16 protein-coding genes are annotated in these 14,673 nt (G+C 72.5%); 7 read left to right on the top strand and 9 right to left on the bottom strand.

The features are described 5' to 3' along the window. Positions 1-172: 172 nt before the first annotated feature. Together ACMT9T_RS01610 and ACMT9T_RS01605 are read left to right on the top strand one after the other, a co-directional pair. Complete coding sequence (locus tag ACMT9T_RS01610) at positions 173-2,170, top strand: endo-1,4-beta-xylanase (protein WP_414743944.1); 1,998 nt, start codon at positions 173-175, stop codon at positions 2,168-2,170. A 163-nt stretch (positions 2,171-2,333) separates the two neighbouring features. Beyond that, positions 2,334-3,083 carry an SAM-dependent methyltransferase gene (locus ACMT9T_RS01605; protein WP_414743943.1) on the top strand — a complete coding sequence of 250 codons (750 nt, stop codon included), beginning with the start codon at positions 2,334-2,336 and terminating at the stop codon, positions 3,081-3,083. Between the two features lie 60 nt (positions 3,084-3,143). Here ACMT9T_RS01605 and ACMT9T_RS01600 read toward each other — a convergent pair whose 3' ends face one another. Together ACMT9T_RS01600 and ACMT9T_RS01595 are read right to left on the bottom strand one after the other, a co-directional pair. Continuing rightward, on the bottom strand, positions 3,144-3,668 hold the full coding sequence (locus tag ACMT9T_RS01600; RefSeq protein ID WP_414743942.1) for a P-loop nucleotide/nucleoside kinase family protein: 525 nt from the start codon (positions 3,666-3,668) through the stop codon (positions 3,144-3,146). 129 nt (positions 3,669-3,797) lie between these two features. Then, positions 3,798-4,241 carry a DoxX family protein gene (locus tag ACMT9T_RS01595; protein ID WP_414743941.1) on the bottom strand — a complete coding sequence of 148 codons (444 nt, stop codon included), beginning with the start codon at positions 4,239-4,241 and terminating at the stop codon, positions 3,798-3,800. A gap of 826 nt (positions 4,242-5,067) precedes the next feature. Here ACMT9T_RS01595 and ACMT9T_RS01590 point away from each other — a divergent pair. Beyond that, positions 5,068-5,937, top strand: coding sequence for an SDR family oxidoreductase (locus tag ACMT9T_RS01590; protein ID WP_414743940.1), 870 nt, complete (start codon positions 5,068-5,070; stop codon positions 5,935-5,937). A gap of 193 nt (positions 5,938-6,130) precedes the next feature. Here ACMT9T_RS01590 and ACMT9T_RS01585 read toward each other — a convergent pair whose 3' ends face one another. The 4 genes from ACMT9T_RS01585 to ACMT9T_RS01570 all read right to left on the bottom strand — a co-directional run bounded on the left by ACMT9T_RS01585 (position 6,131) and on the right by ACMT9T_RS01570 (position 8,416). Then, complete coding sequence (locus ACMT9T_RS01585; protein WP_414743939.1) at positions 6,131-6,286, bottom strand: hypothetical protein; 156 nt, start codon at positions 6,284-6,286, stop codon at positions 6,131-6,133. Then, positions 6,283-6,600, bottom strand: coding sequence for an SRPBCC family protein (locus ACMT9T_RS01580; protein WP_414743938.1), 318 nt, complete (start codon positions 6,598-6,600; stop codon positions 6,283-6,285). Before ACMT9T_RS01580 ends, ACMT9T_RS01585 begins: the two co-directional genes overlap by 4 nt. A gap of 308 nt (positions 6,601-6,908) precedes the next feature. Beyond that, positions 6,909-7,355, bottom strand: coding sequence for a VOC family protein (locus ACMT9T_RS01575; protein WP_414743937.1), 447 nt, complete (start codon positions 7,353-7,355; stop codon positions 6,909-6,911). 515 nt (positions 7,356-7,870) lie between these two features. Beyond that, complete coding sequence (locus ACMT9T_RS01570) at positions 7,871-8,416, bottom strand: helix-turn-helix domain-containing protein (RefSeq protein WP_414743936.1); 546 nt, start codon at positions 8,414-8,416, stop codon at positions 7,871-7,873. Between the two features lie 345 nt (positions 8,417-8,761). On the opposite strand from ACMT9T_RS01570, the gene ACMT9T_RS01565 reads away from it, so the two are divergent. After that, positions 8,762-9,331 (top strand): hypothetical protein, encoded by a 570-nt coding sequence (locus ACMT9T_RS01565; RefSeq protein WP_414743935.1) that lies wholly within the window; start codon positions 8,762-8,764, stop codon positions 9,329-9,331. A gap of 258 nt (positions 9,332-9,589) precedes the next feature. Here the strand turns inward: ACMT9T_RS01565 and ACMT9T_RS01560 are convergent, their stop codons facing one another. Genes ACMT9T_RS01560 through ACMT9T_RS01550 form a run of 3 tightly spaced genes read right to left on the bottom strand, consistent with a single transcriptional unit; the run spans position 9,590 to position 12,966 of the window. Beyond that, positions 9,590-10,063, bottom strand: coding sequence for an NUDIX hydrolase (locus tag ACMT9T_RS01560; RefSeq protein ID WP_414743934.1), 474 nt, complete (start codon positions 10,061-10,063; stop codon positions 9,590-9,592). After that, positions 10,060-12,147, bottom strand: a complete 2,088-nt coding sequence (locus tag ACMT9T_RS01555) for a S9 family peptidase (RefSeq protein ID WP_414743933.1) — start codon at positions 12,145-12,147, stop codon at positions 10,060-10,062. Before ACMT9T_RS01555 ends, ACMT9T_RS01560 begins: the two co-directional genes overlap by 4 nt. A gap of 39 nt (positions 12,148-12,186) precedes the next feature. Continuing rightward, a complete protein-coding gene (locus tag ACMT9T_RS01550) occupies positions 12,187-12,966 on the bottom strand; it encodes an SDR family oxidoreductase (RefSeq protein WP_414743932.1) in 780 nt (259 codons plus the stop codon). A 179-nt stretch (positions 12,967-13,145) separates the two neighbouring features. Between ACMT9T_RS01550 and ACMT9T_RS01545 the strand changes: the two genes are divergently transcribed. From ACMT9T_RS01545 to ACMT9T_RS01535, 3 genes are read left to right on the top strand one after another with little or no spacing between them, the layout of a single operon-like run. Beyond that, positions 13,146-13,448, top strand: a complete 303-nt coding sequence (locus ACMT9T_RS01545) for an NfeD family protein (RefSeq protein ID WP_414743931.1) — start codon at positions 13,146-13,148, stop codon at positions 13,446-13,448. Next, the gene (locus ACMT9T_RS01540; protein WP_414743930.1) at positions 13,445-14,233 is read left to right on the top strand and encodes a glycerophosphodiester phosphodiesterase family protein; all 789 of its coding nucleotides are present in this window, start codon (positions 13,445-13,447) and stop codon (positions 14,231-14,233) included. The genes ACMT9T_RS01545 and ACMT9T_RS01540 overlap by 4 nt, the downstream gene beginning before the upstream one ends. Positions 14,234-14,293: 60 nt before the next feature. After that, on the top strand, positions 14,294-14,659 hold the full coding sequence (locus ACMT9T_RS01535) for an RNA polymerase-binding protein RbpA (RefSeq protein WP_414743929.1): 366 nt from the start codon (positions 14,294-14,296) through the stop codon (positions 14,657-14,659). Positions 14,660-14,673: the final 14 nt, after the last annotated feature.

Below are 14,673 nucleotides of genomic sequence, written 5' to 3'. Positions count from 1 at the left end.
CATCCGCCGAGACCCACCGCACGCGGCCCCCGTCCCCTCGCGAGGACGGGGGCCGCGTCGCGTTCGTTGCCGAACGCAACAAAGTTTTTCGAAACCCCACCCCCCGAAGAGGAGGGCGCATACGTTCCGAGGATCCGACACCGACGTCGGATCACATGGAAGGTGTTCGACGATGAGCATTCCCCGCACCACCCCGTCCGCGACCGCGGACGCCAGCCCTCCCGGCCCGCGCCGCAGCGGCGGGTCCTCCCGCCGCCACCCGCGCGATCGCCGTCGCGGCCTCGCCGCCCTCACCGCCCTCGGCCTCGTCGTGGGCGCGGGCGCCCTCACCGCCCCCGCGGCGCAGGCGGCCGACCCCGTCCCCGCGGGCGTCGGCTCCGACTTCGAGTCGGGCACCGGCGCGTGGGCGCCCCGCGGCGACGGCGTCCGCATCGCGCCGAGCACGACCGCGCACACCGGATCAGGCAGCCTCCTCGTGACCGACCGCACCCAGGAGTGGCACGGCGCCGCCCTCGACGTGACGTCGTCCCTGGCCGTCGGCCAGCAGGTCGAGGTCACCGTCTGGGCCCGCCTCGCACCGGGGGAGGAGCCCGCATCCCTCAAGGTCTCCGTTCAGCGGGACACCGGCGGCGGGAGCGGCTACGACGGCGTCGCCGGCGCGGCCGCGCGCGTCACCGCGGACGCGTGGACCGAGCTGACGGGCACGTACACGCTCGGCGGCCCGGTCGACCGGGCGCAGGTCTACGTCGAGGGGACCATCGGCGCCGACTTCCTCATCGACGACTTCGAGCTGGGTGACGCCGTCGGCACGCCCGTGCAGACCGACATCCCGGCGCTGAAGGACGTCCTCGGCGCCCGCGGCATCGAGCACGTGGGCGTTGCCATCGACGGCCGCGAGACCGTCGGAGCAGGAGCCGACCTCGTCAGCCGCCAGTTCGACGCGTTCACGCCCGAGAACGCGGGCAAGCCGGAGAGCGTCCAGCCGGAGGAGGGGCGGTTCACCTTCACGCAGCTCGACCAGCTGCTCGACTACGCGGACAGGACGGGCACGAAGGTCTACTACCACGTGCTGTTCTGGCACTCGCAGACGCCCGCGTGGTTCTTCCTCGACGGCGACCGCCCGCTCACCGACAGCCCCGCCGACCAGGCGCTCCTGAGGGCGCGCATGGAGGCGCACGTCACGGGGATCGCGGATCACATCGCCGCGCGCTACCCCGACGGCGGCAGCCCCATCTGGGCGATGGACGTCGTCAACGAGGTCATCGACGACGGCCCCAACGACAACGCGCACGACATGCGCGACAGCCGCTGGTACCAGGTGCTGGGGGAGGGCTTCGTCGACGAGGGCTTCCGCCTCGCGCGCGCCCACTTCCCGGGCGTGAAGCTCTTCATCAACGACTACAACACCGAGCTGCCGACCAAGCGCGCCGACTACCTCGAGCTGATCTCCGCGCTCCTGTCCCGCGGCGTGCCGCTCGACGGCGTCGGCCACCAGGCGCACGTCGACTTCGCGCGGCCGGTCTCGTGGCTGCGCGACTCCATCCGCGCGGTCGAGCGCATCGACACACGCCTGCTGCAGGCGATCACCGAGCTCGACGTGAACGCCTCGAACCAGAACGAGGGCGCCGACGTGAGCGGCGCGCCGCAGGATCCGTACACGCCGGTCTACGCGGACGACGCGCAGGCGGGGGCGGAGGTCGGGTACTACTACCGCGACCTCTTCCAGATGATCCGCCAGCAGGCGTCGTCCATCGACTCGGTCACCTTCTGGGGCGTGAGCAACGCGCGCAGCTGGCTGCGCACGTGGCCGATCGCGCGTCCGTGGGAGCAGCCGCTGCCGTTCGACGACGACCTGCAGGCGGCGCCCGCGTACTGGGGCATCGTGGATCCGAAGCAGCTGCCCGCGCGGCCTGCGGACCTGTCGGCGCCGCGCATCGCGGACGTGGACGACATCACGGCGGTGGCGACCAAGGCGACCGGCGTGCGCGTGCCGTACGCGCTGCCGTCCGCCATCGACACGCGCGACGGGAACGTGCGGGTGGTGTGCGCACCGCCCCGCAACGGGATCTTCCCCGTCGGCACCACCACGGTCACCTGCACGGCGAAGGACCGGGCCGGCAACGTCCGGACGACGGACTTCGAGGTGATCGTGACGCGCGCCGGCTCGTGATGCGCTGACGCACGGCACGGAACGGCGCGGCCCCCGCCTCCTCGCGAGACGGGGGCCGTGTCGTGTTCGGGCACGCGCATGCGGCGGCCGCGCCACCCGGATGGACCGCGACAGCCCGTGGGCGCGCGTCCGCCCGTCGCGGGGCCACCCGTACGCTGACGTGATGGACAGAACCCGGATCAGCGACCTCGCCCATGGCGACCACCCGATCGCCTCGCCGCTCAGCGACGCGTCCGTCGATCGCCTCCTCGCCCTCGCCGTCGCCGGGCAGGGCAGGGTCCTCGACCTCGGCTGCGGCGACGGCAGCTGGCTGCTGCGGGCCATGCGTCGCGAGCCGTCGCTCGTCGCGGTCGGCGTCGACCACTCCGACGCGGGCTTCGACCGGGTGCGCGAGCAGGCCGAGCGCGAGGGGCTCTCCGCCCGCCTCGACCTCGTCCGGGCCGACGCCCGCTCGTGGACCTCCGCCGAGCGGTTCGACGTCGTGCTCAGCGTGGGGGCGACGCATGCGTTCGGCGGGCTCGAGCCCACCCTCGCCGCGATCGACGGCCACCTGCGCCCGGGCGGCCGAGCGCTCGTCGGCGAGTGCTTCTGGGAGCGGCCGCCGACGCCGCAGGTGCTGGATCTGCTCGGTGCCCGGCCCGACGACTACGGCGACCTCGCGGCCACCGTGGAGGCCGCCGCCTCGAACGGGTGGGTGCCGCTGCACGGTCACGTCAGCACGCTCGAGGAATGGGACGACTACGAGTGGTCGTGGACCGGAGCGCTCGCGCGGTGGGCCACGGAGCACCCCGACGACCCGGACAGGGATCAGGTGATGACCGCGTCGGTCGAGCACCGCCGCGCGTGGCTGCGGGGGTACCGCGGCACGCTCGGCTTCCTCACCATGCTGCTGGGGCGGTCGCCGGCCAGCTGAGGTCGGGCGACGTGTCCGCCACGGACGAGCGGCCGGCGGCGATGATCGGCACGGCGCGCGTCAGGGCTGTGGCGCTCGACGCCGTGCCAGGTACTGCAGGGTCGTCTCGAGGTTGGCGGCCCGAGATCGCATGGAGTCCACGCGCAGGCGCTCGTCCTCCCAGTCCTCGAACGCGGCGCGGCGCGCGCTGACGGAGGCCCAGCTCGGTTCGGGGAAGCCGGGGATGTCGCGTCGGCGCGCGGCCAGCCTCCGCCGATGCTCGTGCTCGTCGCTGCAGCGGACCTCCACGAAGGTGAGCGGCACGTCCAGGCTGTCGGCGAGCGATCGCCATTGACGCCTCGCCGGCTCGACGTCGTTGACCGCGTCCACGATGACGTCGTTGCCGACCGACAGCTGCTCGCGGGCGAGGGCCTCGACCACCACGTACGCGGCCAACCCCGTGGGCTGATCCCGCGAGATGCCCGCCCGCCACATCGCGGCCTCCACCGGGTCGACGGACAGGAGCGCGCAGCCGAGGTCGCGGGCGAGCTCGACGGACAGCGCGCTCTTCCCGGCAACGGGCAGTCCCGCCATGACGATGAGCATGTTCCGAGTCTCCCGCACGTGTCGTGGTGGGACGGGCATCACGGGCGACGTCCGGAGGGCGTCCGGGCGTCCCCGACGGGGGACGACGCGGGCCTCGGGTCGAGGGGAGTCGCGGGGGTGCGCATGCGCTCAGGCGGCTCGCCGGCGTCGGCCGATGAGGTGGTCGACGCTGAAGCGCCCCGCTCCCAGCAGCGCGAGGACGAGGAGGCCCGCGATCAGGGCGAGCACGAGCTCGTAGCCCCCGGCGTCGACGAAGATGCCCTTGCCGGCGTGCACGATGACGAGGGCCCCCAGCAGGTTGAGGACGTTGAGGGCGGCGACGACGGGCGTCACGAGGCCGATGATCAGCGCCGCCCCGCCGACGGTCTCCACCGTCGCGGCGAACACCGCCGCGACGGCCGGGGCCGGGATGCCCATGCCCGTGAAGGACGCGGCGGTGCCGTCGAGCGTGTACTCGAGGAACTTCTGCAGCCCGTGCGCGAGCAGGATCACGCCGATCGCGACGCGGGCGATGAGCAGGGCGGCGTCCTGGAGGACGGGCGTCGTGCGGGCCGGGTGGAGCAGGGTGCGCATGCGGGGTTCTCCTCTGGTGATGGTGAGCGGGGGGATGGGGACGTCCGGATCGTCTGGACGGTGGCCCGGACCGTGTCCGATCCGCTGCCACGCCCGGGCGCGGCAGGCGGGCGGTGACCGGGTCGGGAACCTGATGCATCCGCGACCTCGGACCGGTCGTGGGCGCCGCCGTCTCCTCGGCCGCACCGCGCTCGGCGGTCGGGCGTCGGGCTGAGCAGCCCAGCGGGGCCGACGTCAGGACGGCGCACCACTGCGGGCCCGCGGAGGCCCGCGTTCGGTCGTTGAACGCTCAACGAACGTACGGGCCGGTCCTCGGGGAAGTCAAGTCCGGCGAGTCCGGGGGAGCCCGGGGGCGGTCGCCCTCCGCGTGCACGGGAGCGGATGCGTCGATGGATCGGGGCCAGCCGATCGGGCGGGATCGGCCGTCGAGCTCCCGTGTCCCGAAGCCGCGCGGCAGGGGAGAGGGGCGAGCGCCCCTTCGCCTCCGGCCCTCCGTCACATCACCGGCGAGGAGGGAGGGCTCCAGCCGCCTCGGGCAGCGGCCCGATGAACGCGGCCATCCACGATGGAAGCGATGGCGACCGGTCATGATGTCAGGGCAGTCACCGGCTGTCGAGAGGCACCGGGCGAATGGGCTGCCCGCCGTGGTGCCACATAGCCTGGAGATGGACGAGCCACCGATCCGCTGGGCGGTCCTGCCCACGGCAGTGGCTCTCGTGGAGGTCATCGCCGTCGCCCGGGAGGCGCCTGCCGGTGACGAGCTCCCCGGACCGACAGCTGACGGTCCCTGCTGCACGCACGGACGACACAGAGGAGGAGGATCACCGTGGAAGACGCACGCACCCTGATCATCGGCGGGACCGGGACGGTCGGTTCCGCCGTCATCGCCGAGGCCCTCCGCCGGGGGATGACCGGCCTGAGGGCCCTGAGCCGCGACGCGCGGCGCCTCGCGGACCTGCCCGACGGCGTCGAGGGCGTCGTGGGCGATCTCGGCGACCCCTTCGCGGCGGAGCCGGCGTTCGAGGGGGTCCAGCAGATGTTCCTGGCCCTGACGGGCACGCCCACCGAGCTGTACGAGACGACCGTCGCGGTGGACCACGCCGTGGCAGCGGGGGTCCGCCGGGTCGTCTACCTGTCGGTCCAGGACCTCGACCGGGCGCCGCAGGTGCCGCACAACTCCGCGAAGCTCGCGGTGGAATCCCTCCTCGAGCACAGCGGCGTCGAGGTCTGCTTCCTCCGGGTCAACAACTTCTACCAGAACGACGCCTGGTACCTCCACGCGATCCGCGACGGCGTGTACCCGCAGCCCCTCGGCGGGACGGGCGTCTCCCGCGTCGACGTGCGCGACATCGCAGAGGTGGCGGTGAGCGCCCTGACGCCGGGGTCGGAGGTCGCCGGTCCGATCGACGTGGTCGGCCCGACCGCGTGGACCGGTGAGGCGACGGCCGCGGCCCTGTCGGAGGCCCTAGGTAAGACGGTGACGTACGGGGGAGACGACCTGGCGGCGTGGCGCCGAGCGTCCCTCGCGTCCATGCCCTCCTGGCTGGTCTACGACTACGAGCGCATGTACTCCGGCTTCCAGCGGGACGGGCTCATCGGGAGCCCCGAAGCCGTCGCCCGCCTCACCGCCGTCCTCGGGCACGCGCCCCGCTCCTACGAGGACTACGCGCGCGAGCTCGTGGGGTCGGCCTCGTAGAGATCGCCGGGTCGTCGCCCGGCCGCGTCGGAGGTGTCGCCGCGTCGCGGGGGAGCGCGGACCCGGCACTGAGACGCATGGATCTGCGCCCGCTGCCCGACGTGGCGGTGGTCCGGGTGAGGATGCCTCCCGGGACACGCAGACGGCCCAGGGTCGTCGTGCGATGGGCGGCGCCGGTCCAGCGGCGCGCTCGCTACGGCTGGCGGCCGTCCGGATCGGCCCGCCGGCTCAGCTCCTCGGCGCGGGCCTTCAGGGCGAGGTCGAGCTCGCCGAACTTGACGTGGATCCTCTTCAGCAGCGAGGGGGTGACGCGGACGAGCAGCCCGGTGAACACCTCCGCTTGCGTCACGGTCGTGCGGGTGGGGCTGGACCCGGTGAGCGTGGACCGGTGATCGGCGTCCATGAGCCCGGGCAGGAGGAAGCGGCTCGTCCACCGGAGCTCCTCGCCGGGGGTCGCGGCGACGACTCGGACGGGGCCGCGTCGGGCTTCCCGAAGCCCTCGTCGAGCGTCGCGTCGGGGAGGATCGTCCCTCCGACCGCGACGACGCCGGATGCCGAGCGGTAGTAGGGATCCCACTCGGGATAGCGCTCGAGGTCGGTGAGGGCGTGCCACACGACATGGGCGGGAGCCTCGATGTGCACGGAGCTGGTCAAGGTGGTCATGCAGGCTGCTCGCTCTGGATGAGTCCGGTCCGATGGGGCACGTGATGATGGGGTGCCGGGGTCAGGGGAGGCCTGTGCGCGTCGATGGTCGGGCGATGGTCGCGAGACGCGTCAGGCGCATTCCGCTGCCGCAGGGGGACGAAGGCGGCCCGCTTCGACCGGGCGGAAGCCCGATACATGATTCGAGGATCATCACCAGCGTCGTGGTCCCGGGCATGGGGATGACGCGCAGAATGTCTATCGGTGTCGGGATCGGGCTCGGCCGACCGCGGGAATGAGACCTTTCCCTTTCGCTCGCGGCGGAGTCGCTAGTCAGTCGGAGGTCGGCCCTGTATCAGCTCCAAGGTCGCGCCTCGTTCGTCGCGAAGGTAGCTCATGATGAAACCGGTTCGTGGGCCGGTGGTCATGACGTGCGGTCGGCCGGGAGGCGCCCATCCGTAGTCCTTCGCGCACCGGACGACATCGTCGAGGTCATCGACGCGGAGCGCGAGGTGCATGGATCCGGGCGTCTCTGGTCCGGGAACGCTGCCTTCGCCGTGTCCTGCAGCCTGGTAGGCCAGGAGTTCGATCTCGATGCCCGCGGCAGTGAGGAACACATGCAGGATGTCTGCATCGTCGACGCCGGTCACGTCCCTCGCGGCGTCGCCGGAGGTGTGTGATTCACGAGTCCGCCGAAAGCCCAGCACGTCGCAGAAGAAATCAGCAGACCGGTCGAGGTCCGCGACGGTGATGCCGAAGTGCTCGACGGAGAGCACGTGAGTGCCTCGAGGGTTCGTCAACTCTCTCCTTCGGCTGCATGTCGATGGGCGGCTGAGCGATCAGACGCGTCTCCCGGCCGTTGACGTCCACGCTGGCCACCAGGAATCCTATAGCCCGTGGCGAGATGAGCACCTGTCGCTCCGTCGCCGTGGGAAGAGCGTGCGACGGACACTGACGTCGACGCGATGACACCCCGGCCCTCGGCGCACTCCGCGAACTCGCTCGGACGGGCATGGGGGTGCCGGAGGACATGGCCGCCGTCGGCTTCGACGACGTGGACGTCTCGCCTCTCCCTACCGTCGCTCTCGAGCGTGGAATCCGGGACCACCTCCGGGGGACCGCCACGCGACCCCTATATGACATAATGTGCATTATCGGCGCATGAGAAGTCGTGCGGGAGGGATGTGCTCGCGGGCCGCACGAAGGCTCGGTCCTCGACCACGATCACCGTGGAATACGCGACCACAGCCCAGGTGGTGCGGCGGCGGGCAAAGCAGCCCATCACGATGACCTACCTGTCCGCATGAACCCACCGATCCCGGATGTCCTCCCGCGCGTGCCATGACTCCGGCGGCTGTCCAGCTCCGAACCAGATGTCCGTCGTCCGGGACGTGCGGACGCGGATCGGCACGCTGACGTCATCCCGGGCCTTGAACGTCTCGAAGATCGTGGATTGTCGGACGGCGCTGTCGATCTCCCAGGGGCCCCAGCGAAGCCGGACCTGCGTGACACCCTCCGGCGCGTTAGGGACCTTGACCATGATCCAGACGATCCCCGCCCACGCAGCCGGCCATCGGTGGCTCGCTTCCGTGGTGGACCGTTGAACCGAGTGAGATGGCGGCTCGTGACCGTCTCGAAGAGAGGCGTACAGGGCCTCGAGCTCACCGTGTGCGCCGAGCACGCCGTCAAGGCGCACCACCTCGTCGATGTCGAGTCGACGCCCTTGTGTCTCGACACGTTGGAGCGCCGACGAGGAGAACAGTGCGAGTCGGGCGACAGCCGCGATGGAGAGGCCCGTTCGGACACGAGCATGACGGATCGCGCTGCCGAGCAGCACGTGATCCTCCACAGCCCACCTCTTCTGACTCCTGCTGCGTCGTCGGCGCCGTCACCCGAATACGGCCCAGATCATCGAGCCGACGATCCACCGCGGAACCGACAGCCGGACGATGGTCCTGGGGTTCAGCGAAGCTCCCTTGGACTGAGTCCATCGTCTCGTACCGCAGCAAAGGATGTCGACATGCCCTCTCGCACGATCACCCAGGTACTTGGAACCGCGACGTTGGTCGGGTGCCTGGCACTGAGCACACCAGCCACGGCGACACCAGCGGAAGCCGGCGAGATCCGGTCATTCCCCATCTCCTGGACCCACACGGGCATCTTCCCGCGTAGCTCCCCGGCGATGGACGGCGACAACAAGCAGGGACCCGCGCTCAGCGACGGAACCCCAGTGACGGTGATCTGCGAGAAGACGGGCACCACGGTGGTCAGCGATGCGGGCACGTCCGACATCTGGGAGAAGACCACGGTCGGCTGGATCCCCAACGCGTTCGTGAACACGGGATTGGACGGTTTCAGCGACGTCCCGAACTGCATCGACGCCATCGCGTTCGTGCCCGCCCACGACGTCCAGCGCGCACTCCTCGACCACTACTACTCGTCCGCCGGGGGGACGGTGCAGGTCGACTTCGGCTTCTACTCGGCCGACGAGCGGCTCATGGACTTCGCGAGGACCTTGCCGATCGATTCGATCGGCCGCCAGTACGTGGCATTCCCTGAGGACGGGGACGTGTACTGGGCGTCTGGGGCCTTCTCCGTCGCCCGGACCTCCAAGCACTGCTGGATGATCAAGGACGACTATGATTTCACGCCCGACAAGCCTCAGAACTACCCCTTCATCGGCCTCTGGGGAAATCAGTTCTTCGGGAACGCGAAGGAGTTCACGGTGCGCTCCGCGGGATGTGTCCTCTGAGGACGCATCCCCCCTGACCACGGCCGCGGGGCGGCGCGTCGGGGTCGGCCCGCGGCGCGGTGGCGTCGTCCGCTTCTCGATCACGTGGAGCGGGACTGCCTCGAGCCCCACCGCCCGCGGGGTGGCCGTGAGATGCCCGGAGCTCCGATCCGCGACCACACGTGACGAGACTCCGAACACGCTGGTCTGTCAACGGCCCGACACGCTCGGTGACGATCGGCGCACCGTGATGGGACCTGGCGGAGTCGGGACGCCGCCTCAGCTCCTGCGGGACAGCACCTCGCGCGCCACCTCGACGAGCTCGGCCGGCTCGATCGGATCCTCGGTCGCGGCGAGCTCGTCGAGGGTGAACCAGCGGTGCGCGTGGATGTCGTCGAACTCGTCGGGCATCCAGTTGTCCGACACGGGCGCGAACGCGTCGGCCCGCACCAGGTAGAACGTCGAGTGGCCGACGTCGAGCCCGCCGTCGATCCGGCGTCGCGCGTAGTCGTGCTCCCAGACGGGCTCGCCGACCGAGTCGACCCGCAGGCCGGTCTCCTCGAACAGCTCGCGGCGGGCCGCGACGGCCGGCGTCTCACCCGGGTCGATGCCGCCGCCGGGCGTCAGCCAGCGCGGCGGCAGCTCCACGTTCACGGAGTAGTTCGTCAGGAACAGCAGCAGCCGGTCGCGCTCGTCGACCAGCAGGATCCGCGCGGTGTCGCGGACGTGCCGCACAACCTGGCCATCGGTCATCGGGCACCCCCGGCGACCGGCAGGTGCCGGGCCCACCAGTCGAGGATCGCCTCGAAGCGCTGCACGCGGTGGCGCGGCCGGCCGGAGCGGCTGAGCTCGTGGTCCTCGCCCGGGAAGACGAGCATCTCGGTCTCGACGCCCGCGCGCACGAGCGCCAGGTGGTACCGCTCGGCCTGCGACAGCGGGCAGCGCAGGTCGTCCTCGGAATGCACGACGAACGTGGGCGTCCGCACCTGGTGCGCCACCGCCTGCGGGCTCTGCGCCCGACGCGTGGCCTCGTCGTGGCCCGTGTACTCCTCGCCGAAGAACGTGCCGATGTCGGACGTGCCCGTGAACAGCTCCGGGTCGAGGAAGCCGCGTTCGACGATCGCCCCCTGGAAGCGGTGCTCGTGCGCGATGGTCCACGCGGTGAGGTAGCCGCCGTAGGACCCGCCCATGATGCCGGCGCGGGATCCGTCGATGGACTCGTGCACGGCGATCGCGCCGTCGAGGAAGTCGAGGACGTCGTGCATGTCCACGGTGCCCATGCGCTCCTTGATCACGCGGCCGTGCTCCTGCCCGTAGCCGGCGGCGCCGCGCGGGTTGCACAGCAGGACGGCGTAGCCGGCGTCGGCGTAGACCTGCGCCTCGTCGAACAGGTGCACGCCGTAGGCCGCGTACGGGCCGCCGTGGATGACGAGCAGCACCGGGTGCGGCCCCTCCCCCTCCGGCAGCACGACCCAGCCGTGCACCGGGTAGCCGTCGCGACCGTCGACCACGAGCTCGTGCAGCGGGCGGATCCCCGTCTCGCGCAGCGCGGCGGAGAAGTCGGTGAGCGGCACGAGGGCGGATCCGGCGTCGGGCGCCCGGTCGGTGCGGACGAGGGCGAGGTCGCCGTGCGTGCGCGGGTCGGTGAGGGCGACCACGACGGCCCCTCCCCCGACGCCGACGCCCGTGACCTCCACCTGGTCGTCGACGAGCGCCTCGACGGCGCCGTCCGCGGTCACGCGCAGGAGCTGCACGGTGCCGCGCGAGGCGTTGAGGACCAGGACCGCGTCGCGGTCCTCGATCGTGATGGTGCTGCCGCCGAGGTCGACGGTCTCGGCGTCGGTGAGGACGCGCGGGGCGGCGTCCTCGGCGTCGAGGACGTACAGCGCGGTGTTGCGGGCGACGAAGTCGACGCCCGACTCCCCCAGGTCCTGCGCCAGGAGGTAGACGCGTCCGCCCTCGACGGACACGGCCTCGCCGATGCCGAGGCCCGCCTCGTGCGAGACGACGGTGCGGACCTCGGGGATGCCGGCGGAGGCGTCGCCCTGCGCGGGGACGGCCACGGCGTAGGCGCCGGAGAGCAGGTCGTCGTCGCGGCCGGCGTGGCGCGAGGCGACGAAGAGGACCTCGGATCCGTCGGCGGAGAAGCGCGGCGCGTCGTGGTCGACGGGCTCGTCGGTGAGGCGGACGACCGGCGGGACCCCCGCGCGCTCGGCGGCGGACGGCGTCGCGTCCGCGCCCTCGCCGCGGACGGCCGGGTCGGCGGCGTCGGGGTAGCCGGACGGGACGGCGGCCACGAAGGGCTCGGCGTCGAGGTCGGGCACCTCGACCAGGGACAGCTGCACGTGCCGGTCCGTGGACCAGCCGAGGCCGTTGGCGAGGTACTTGGTGGTGGTGATCCGGCGGGCGGGCTCGGCAGCGGCCGACACGCCCTCGACGCTGCCGTAGCGCCCGGGCTCGGCGACGCGCGCCGCGTAGACGATGCGGGTGCCGTCCGGCGACCAGTCGAAGGCCCCGACCCCGAGGAGCTCGTCCGTGAGGGCCACGGGCTCTCCGCCCGTCGACCGCACGACGTGCAGCTGCGGCGGGCCCTTCGGCTCCGCGCGGAGGAACGCGATCACCGTGCCGTCCGGCGAGAGCCGCGGGGCGGTGTCGCGGAAGCCGCGGGTGATGCGGCGCGGCGGCGTGGATCCGTCCGTCGCCACCTCCCACAGCTGGCCGGTGTACGCGTCGGCGTGCACCCGCGGCCTCGTCACCGAGACGACGGCGAGGCGGCCGTCGGGCGAGACGGCGGGGCGGGAGACGGAGGTGAGGAGGTCGAGATCCGTGGTCTTCATCGGATCGAGCCTAGCCCCGGGTCGCCGCCCGCCCCCGGGTCACTCGGGCTGGAAGCTGCTCGTGTCGCCGACCAGGCGCGTGCGGTCCGCGGGGATCGGGTCGACGACCGCGCGCGCGACCTCGGCCGCGAACTGCGACACGTTGTAGAGGCCGCCCGACGCCTCCTTGCGCTGCTGGATGGCCTCGGGGTTGAGACGGCCGAGGAGCGTGGCCGTGATGGTGCCCTCGATCATGTCGCCGGAGACGACGACGAAGCCGATGCCGCGCGCGTCGAGCTCGGGCAGCAGCTCGCGGAGGGCGTCCTCCCCCGCGCGCTTGCTGCGGGCGACGCCCTCGTACTCGGGCATCGTCGGCGTGGTGCGGATGAAGTGCGCCTGGTGGCTCGTGACGAAGACGACGCGGCCGCCCTCGGACATGAGCGGCAGCGCGCTGCGCAGGACGTTCAGCTGGGCGTCGCGGTTGAGCGTCATGGCGTAGTCCTCGGCCATGCCGCTCTCCATGCCGCCGGACGCGTTGAGGACGAGCACGTCGAGGCCGCCGAGCTCGGTGCGGACGGTCTCCATCAGGCGGTCGACGGACTCGGGATCCGTGAGGTCGGCACCGACCGCGACGGCCTTCGCGCCGCCCTCGACGAGCTTCGCCACGAGCTTCTCCGCGCGCGCCGCCTTGTTGCGGTAGTTGACCACCACGTCCGCGCCGGCCTCGGCGAGGTAGGCCACGGTGTCGGCGCCGATGCCGCGCGAGGAGCCGGTGACGAGGGCGCGGCGACCGCGGAGCTCGTCGGGGGCGAAGGGGCGGATCTCGTCGACGGTGCTCACAGCGGTACTCCTCCAGGTGGGCGCGCCGGAGGGCGCGCGACGGGTCGTCCGGCGAGGGACGGGGCGGGACGGGCCGCGCGGGCGGGACCCGGCCGGACGGCCCTGAGAGCCTACCGCCCGCGATCCGCGCGGTGGACTAGGTTCGGGGGCGTCTGGTCGACGGAGCGAGGGAGCAGCGGGTGACGGTCCTCCTCGACGAGAGCGCGTGGGTCGCCTGGCTCGCCCTGATCGTCGTCCTCGTCGTCGTCGAGATGCGCCGCCTCGACCTCGCCGCGCTGTCCGGGGGCGTCGCCGCCCTCGTCGCCCTGCTGTCGGGGCTCGTCGGCGCGCCCTGGTGGGTGCAGGTCTTCGTGGCCCTCGCGGCGACCGTGGCGCTCGTCGGCGTCGCCCGGCCGGCGCTGCTGCGCGCGCTGCCGATCGACGACCCGACGGCCGACGACGAGTCGACCGCGCCGGACGCCGCCGCCGACCGGCCGTCGTGACGCGCGGCGGCTGGTTCTACGGCCCCGTGCCGCGCGTGCTGGCGCACCGCGGGTGGACGGGATCCGGTGCCGTGGAGAACACGCTCGGCGCGTTCCTGGCCGCGTGGGATCTCGGGATCACGCACCTGGAGACCGACGTGCACGTCACCGCCGACGGCGTGTGCGTGCTCTGGCACGACGACGACCTCCGCCGCCTCACGGGCCGACGGGGACGCGTGCGGGACGCGACGCTGGCCGAGCTGCGCGCGCTCGACCTCGGATCCGGCGCCCGGGTCACCACCCTGGCCGAGCTGCTCGCGGCGCTGCCCGCGGCGCGCGTCAACGTCGACGTGAAGGGCCGCGACGCCCCGGCGGCCGTCGCGCGCACGATCCGCGCCGCGGGCGCCGTCGACCGCGTGCTGGTCACCTCGTTCTCGGGCAGGAGGCGCCGCCTCGCGGTGTCCCTCCTCCCCGGCGTCGCCACGTCCGCCGACGCCGGCCGGCTCGTGCTCGCGGTCGTCGGCGCACGGCTCGGCCTCGCGCCCGTCGTCGGCCTCGCGCTCCGCGGCCTCGACGCCGTGCAGATGCCCTGCCGCGTGCTCGGGATCCGCACCGTCTCCCCCGCGATGGTCGCCCGGCTCGCGCGCGCCGTCCGCGAGGTGCACGTGTGGACGGTCGACGATCCCGAGGAGGCGGCGCGCCTGGCCGATGCCGGCGTCCACGGCGTCGTCACCGACCGCCCCGACCTCGTGCTCGCCGCGTTCGGCCGCAGGGACTGGGATTCGCCTGGGAACCGGGCGTCCTGAGAAAGGATCCTCACAGCCGCGCGGTTTACAACGGGGAGTGCATCGCGAGAGGAGACCACCATGGCAGATCGCAGCTTGCGCGGGATGCGGCTCGGGTCCACGAGCCTGCAGAGCGAGGAGGGCGTCAGCTTCTCCCCCCGGCAGAGGAAAACGTACCGCACGTCCGACGGCACCACCTTCGAGGTCGTGTTCTCGGCGGACGCCGAGGTCCCCGAGGTGTGGGAGTCGCCCAAGAGCGGCTTGGAGGGACGCCTCCTCGACGCCGAGGGCGCGCCCGTCGCCCACGACGCGGTCGAGGCGAAGGTCCCCCGGAGCCACTGGGACATGCTGCTCGAGCGCCGGACGCGCGCCGAGCTGGAGGAGCTCCTCGAGGAGCGCCTCGCCACCCTCCGCGCGCGGCGCGGTCAGCACCGCATCGGCGCCTGACCCGGCCCCTCCGC

The organism is Clavibacter vidaverae (genome assembly GCF_047529985.1).
Classification (GTDB): domain Bacteria; phylum Actinomycetota; class Actinomycetes; order Actinomycetales; family Microbacteriaceae; genus Clavibacter; species Clavibacter nebraskensis_A.
Note: the sequence above shows the minus strand (reverse complement) of the source record. Positions and strands in the feature narration are given on the sequence as shown.

Bases quoted from the DNA above. Each gene is read 5' to 3' on its own strand.
- ACMT9T_RS01535 (WP_414743929.1), top strand. From the start codon at position 14,294: ATGGCAGATCGCAGCTTGCGCGGGATGCGGCTCGGGTCCACGAGCCTG.
- ACMT9T_RS01580 (WP_414743938.1), bottom strand. From the start codon at position 6,600: ATGACCACCTTGACCAGCTCCGTGCACATCGAGGCTCCCGCCCATGTC.
- ACMT9T_RS01555 (WP_414743933.1), bottom strand. From the start codon at position 12,147: ATGAAGACCACGGATCTCGACCTCCTCACCTCCGTCTCCCGCCCCGCC.
- ACMT9T_RS01560 (WP_414743934.1), bottom strand. From the start codon at position 10,063: ATGACCGATGGCCAGGTTGTGCGGCACGTCCGCGACACCGCGCGGATC.
- ACMT9T_RS01595 (WP_414743941.1), bottom strand. From the start codon at position 4,241: ATGCGCACCCTGCTCCACCCGGCCCGCACGACGCCCGTCCTCCAGGAC.
- ACMT9T_RS01605 (WP_414743943.1), top strand. From the start codon at position 2,334: ATGGACAGAACCCGGATCAGCGACCTCGCCCATGGCGACCACCCGATC.
- ACMT9T_RS01610 (WP_414743944.1), top strand. From the start codon at position 173: ATGAGCATTCCCCGCACCACCCCGTCCGCGACCGCGGACGCCAGCCCT.
- ACMT9T_RS01600 (WP_414743942.1), bottom strand. From the start codon at position 3,668: ATGCTCATCGTCATGGCGGGACTGCCCGTTGCCGGGAAGAGCGCGCTG.
- ACMT9T_RS01565 (WP_414743935.1), top strand. From the start codon at position 8,762: ATGGACGGCGACAACAAGCAGGGACCCGCGCTCAGCGACGGAACCCCA.